Raw genomic sequence first — 5,045 nt, forward strand, 5'->3', positions numbered from 1 at the left:
GGCGAGGGGGGCGCAGAGCTGGGGGCAGAGGTCGCAGGAGTTGACGTGACGGGAGCGGCCGGGACGGAACCGGATCCGGCCGACCCGCCGCTGGAACCGCCGGCGGACCCGTTCCAGGGCCAGCCGGGCAACCCGCCCTGCGACCCGCCCAGTGACCCGCCGATCGAGCCCCCCAGGGACCCGAGCCCCGGCCCCAGGATGAGCCCGATCACCCCGACGATCACCACCGGCCAGATGACGTCCGGTAGGTCCGCGGACCCGCCGCCCGACGCGGGCCGGATCATCAGGCGACGGACGGAGGTGTACGTCGCACCGTCGGGCAGGGTGACGGTGAACTCGACGTCATAGGTCCCGGCCCTCGACGGGGTGCCCACCAGGACGCCGTCCTCGAGCCGCAGGCCCGGCGGCAGAGTCGAGGCGTCCACCGCGAGCACGGCCCCCTCGGGCGTGCGCGGCAGGAACGGTTCGGGCCCGAAGGATCGCCCGACCGTGCCGTCGGGAAGTCGGTTGACCGGGTCGGTCGGGTCGGTGCCGAGCTGGTCCTCGACGAGATCCGGCAGGCCGTCACCGTCGGTGTCCACGACCCCGATGTCGGTGAACGACACCCAGATCATCGGACTGACGCTCTGGCGTTGCGCGTAGTTCTCCACGTCGCGGGGCACCGATACCTCGTCGACGACCCTCGCCGTCTGGCCGGGTGCGAGATCGAGTGCCGCGACCGTGGTGCCGCGGGCCGGGGAATCGGCTGACCGGGGGGTGTCGGCGCCGTAGAGGGTCACGGTCCGCGAATCGGAGCCGACGGCGCCGGTGATGGTGCTGCTGACGTCGAATTCGGCCGCGCCCGAGACCAGATAGTCGCCGACCCCCACGGCGTACCGCCCGGTTCGGCCCGTGTCGGTGGCATTGCGGACGTGGTAGGTCCGGTCGATCGACTCTCCCGGCGACATCGAGCACGGGTCCACCTCGGGGGTCCCGCCGATCGCGCCCTCCGGGTCGGAGAGCGCGGGCCCGCCGGCGAGGTCGCACCCCCACGATCCCAGGACGAGGTCAGGTGCATCCGTCCAGGTGGAGCCGTCGAGCGAGAATTCCAGGTCGGTGTGCGCGTCCAGTGGCGCGGCGGTGATGGCGCGGGCGACGGATGCCCCGCCGAGCACCAGGGTGACCGCCGTCGCGAGAGCCACCGGGATCAACCCCACCGTCCGACGACCTCGCGACCGGCCGGGCCGCGTATCGCGGGCGGGCTCGGTGACACGCGGAGATCGTGGGTGCTTCGGCATCGACCAGCTTCGTCAGGACCGGGCTGAGGCCCGGGGGGTGGCCCCCACTGTAAGCGTAAGGACGTTCTTAGGTAAAGGTGTCCCTGTCACTCCCCCAGCCCCAGGACCCTGTCGCACGCCCGGGCGATCGCCAGCTCCTCGTCGGTCGGCACCACCAGAACCGTGACCCGGCTGCCAGGCGTCGAGATGACGCGTTCCCCTGAACCGTTCTCGTTGGCCTCCGGGTCGATCTCCACCCCCCAGCCACCGAGAGTGGACAGGGCGTCCGCACGCAGGCGGGCGACGTTCTCGCCCACTCCCGCGGTGAACGTGATGGCCCCGACGTCGCCGAGAACCGCCCAGTAGCCGCCGATGTAGCGACGCAGTCGATGGATCACCACCTCGTAGGCGAGCACGGCGTCGTCGTCGCCGGCATCGACCCGTGCGAGCAGTTCCCGGAAGTCGCGGGCGCCCGCCAACCCCTCCAGCCCCGACCTGCGGTTGAGCAGGGTGGAGACGTCCTCGGGCGACATGCCCCGGTCGCGGATGAGGTGGATGATCAGACCGGGGTCGAGGTCGCCGGGACGCGTGCCCATGACCAGGCCCTCGAGCGGAGTCAGGCCCATGGAGGTGTCGACCGCCCGCCCGCCGGCGATCGCCGAGGCCGACGCCCCGTTGCCGAGGTGCAGCACGATCTGATCGAGCTCGTCGTACGGCCGACCCAGGATCTCGGCGGTGCGGCGAGAGACGAACTCGTGGCTGGTGCCGTGGAAGCCGTATCGGCGCAGGTCCCATCTGCTCGCCACCGCGCGGTCGATCGCGTAGGTGTGAGCCGCGGCGGGCAGGGTGTGGAAGAACCCGGTGTCGAACACCGCCACGTGCGGCAGGCCGGGCAGCAGCTCGCGGGCCACGCGGATCCCGCGCAGGTTGGCGGGGTTGTGCAGCGGCGCCAGCAGATCGAGCTTCTCGATACCCGCCTCCACCTCGGGTGTGACCTTGACCGGATCGTGGAAGTCCGGCCCGCCGTGGACCACCCGGTGACCGATCGCCTCGACCCCCAGGTCGGTGGGGTGGGCGCCGAGCTCGCCCGCGAGCTCCAGCACCCGGCTGAGCGCCACGGTGTGGTCTGGGACCGCCGCCTCCACGCTGCGCTCCCCACCCGGCGAACCGGCCAGGTCACCGCGCCGCACGGTCAGCGTTCCGACGGGCTCGCCGATGCGCTCGACCAACGCCCACGCCAGCTCGGAGTCAAGCGCGGTGTCGAGGATCTGCAGCTTGAGCGAGGAGGAGCCGGAGTTGATGACGAGGACGCGGGTCACGACTCGCCCTCGCGGGCGCCGGCGGTCCCCTGAGCCTCAACTGCTGAACCCTGCGCCCGAACGCCTGAACCCTGCGCCCGAACGCCTGCACCCTGCGCCTGAACGCCTGCACCCTGCGCCTGAACGGCGGTGATGGCGACCGTGTTGACGATGTCCTCCACCAGCGCGCCGCGGGAGAGGTCGTTGATGGGCTTGCGGAGCCCCTGCAGTACCGGCCCGATCGCGACGGCGCCGGCGGTGCGCTGCACGGCCTTGTAGGTGTTGTTGCCGGTGTTGAGGTCGGGGAACACCAGGACGGTGGCCCGGCCGGCCAGCGGTGAGTCCGGCATCTTCTTGCGGGCCACCGTCGGGTCGACGGCGGCGTCGAACTGCAGCGGTCCGTCCACCACGAGGTCCGCCATCGGGTCCCCCTCCGCGGCCGCGGCGATCCGTGCGCACACGATCTCGGTGGCCTCACGCACCTTGTCGACGTCCGCTCCGCTGCCCGAGTCGCCCGTGGAGTAAGACAGCATCGCGACTCGCGGGTCCACACCGAACCGGGACGCGGTCTCGGCGGAGGACAACGCGATGTCGGCGAGCTGCTCGGCGGTCGGGGCGGGGACGACCGCGCAGTCGCCGAACGCCAGGACGTGGTCTGAGAGGCACATGAGGAACACGCTGGACACGGTCTTCACGCCCGGCCTCGTCCGGATGATCTCCAGCGCGGGTCGGATGGTGTGCGCGGTGGTGTGCGCGGCACCCGAGACCATGCCGTCGGCGAGGCCGGTGTGCACCATCATCGTGGCGAAGTAGGAGATGTCGAGCATCCGGTCGCGGGCCACGTCCAGCGTCATGCCCTTGTGCTCGCGCAGCTCCGCGTACTGCCGGGCGAACGGTTCGGCGTGCTCGCTGCTGCGTGGGTCGAGGACCTGCGCCCCGGACAGGTCGATGCCCAGTTCATCCGCGCGTCGCTGCACGGCCTCGGGGTCGCCGAGGATCGTCAGGTCGGCGACATCCCGGCGCAGCAGCCGGCCGGCGGCGTGGAGGATCCGGTCGTCGTCGCCCTCCGGCAGCACGATGTGCCGCTTGTCCGCGCGGGCGCGCTCGAGGAGCTGGTGCTCGAACATCTGCGGCGTCATGACGTCGGGGGTGTCCACACGCAGGCGGGCGAGCAGTTCCTCGGTGTCGACGTGCTTCTCCATGAGGCTCAGTGCCGTCTCGACCTTGCGCCCGGAGCCGGAGTACACGCGTCCCCGGGTCTCGGCCGCCAGGCGGGCGGTGTCGTAGGTGCCGTGGTCGGTGCACACGATCGGCAACGTCGAGCGCATGCCACGGACCAGTCGATCCATCGCCGCGTTCGGCATCAGGCTCCCGTTCCAGATCATCCCCGCCAACGAGGGGAAGCCCTCCGCGCCGTGCGCGGTGAGCACAGCGAGAACGGCGTCGGTCCGGTCAGCGGGAACGATGACGACCATGCCGTCCACCAGCCGCTCCAGGATCCGCTCACCGGTCATCCCGCCCACCATCAGTGCCATGACCTCTCGGTCCAGCAGGGCCGGGTCACCGGAGTAGAGGGTGCCGTCCACGGCCTCCACCAGCTCCCCCATCGTGGGCGCGGTGAGCAGGGCCTGGCTCGGCAGCGTCCAGGCGGGCAGGTCCAGGGGCGCGAGCTCGGCCTGGATTGCCTCCAGCGCGCTGGGGTCGCACCGGTTGACCACGATCCCCACCGGGTGGGCGTGCTCGACCCTGAGCTCCTCGAGCGTCAGCCGGGCGTTCGTGCCGATCTCCCCTGGTGTCCGGTCGGCGCCGCGGATCACCAGGAGCACGGGCGCGCCGAGGTTCACGGCGAGTGTGGCGTTGAAGTCGAACTCGGTGGGACTGGGCACGCCCGTGTAGTCGGTGCCGAGGATCACCACCACATCGCACTGCCCGGCCACCACGTGGTACCTGTCCACGATCTCCGCCAGCGCCGAGTCGCGGTCCTCGTGAACGCGGTCGTTGGTCACGCCGATGCAGTCCTCGTAGTCGAGGTCCACGGTGGTGTGCTGGAGCAGCATCTCCACGATGCGGTCGCGCGGGGGTTCGGTGTCCGTGCCGGTGCCGGCATCGGCATCGGCATCGACGACGCGCGGCGCGACGGTGACCGGGCGGAACACCCCCACCCTCTGTACGGTCCCGGCGAGAATGCGCAGGAGGCCGAGGGCGACGGTCGACTTCCCGGTGTCGCCCTCGGGGGCCGCCACGTACACAGCGGACGACGACAGGGGCATGTCGGTCACCGGGGACGGAATCGTGGGCGCGTCGGTCTCGGGCGGGAGAGTCTCGGATACGGCGGAATCGGGCACGAGGGCATTGTGACAGCGCGAGCCCGCCGGCACACCTCGTACACGCCATGCAGACCCGTCGCGCGCCCCGACGCGCGGCCGCGCCGGCGAGATGCCGGGAGGGGCTGACGCGCTGCTGCCAGGGGCCGGGTCAGACATCGGTGAGC

The 5,045-nt window shown here is 71.5% G+C and carries 2 protein-coding genes and 1 pseudogene; all 3 read right to left on the reverse strand.

Annotated elements, in window-relative coordinates:
- A pseudogene (locus G6028_RS18090) lies at window positions 1–1,181 on the reverse strand (thrombospondin type 3 repeat-containing protein); the annotation flags it as partial.
- Between the two features lie 182 nt (window positions 1,182–1,363).
- Window positions 1,364–2,575, reverse strand: a complete 1,212-nt coding sequence (locus tag G6028_RS13895) for an acetate/propionate family kinase (protein ID WP_182659219.1) — start codon at window positions 2,573–2,575, stop codon at window positions 1,364–1,366.
- Window positions 2,572–4,824 carry a phosphate acetyltransferase gene (gene pta, locus G6028_RS13900; RefSeq protein ID WP_194307038.1) on the reverse strand — a complete coding sequence of 751 codons (2,253 nt, stop codon included), beginning with the start codon at window positions 4,822–4,824 and terminating at the stop codon, window positions 2,572–2,574. Before pta ends, G6028_RS13895 begins: the two co-directional genes overlap by 4 nt.
- Window positions 4,825–5,045 lie beyond the last annotated feature (221 nt).

Origin of the sequence: Dietzia cercidiphylli (assembly GCF_014145145.1) — a bacterium.
GTDB classification, from domain to species: Bacteria; Actinomycetota; Actinomycetes; order Mycobacteriales; family Mycobacteriaceae; genus Dietzia; species Dietzia natronolimnaea.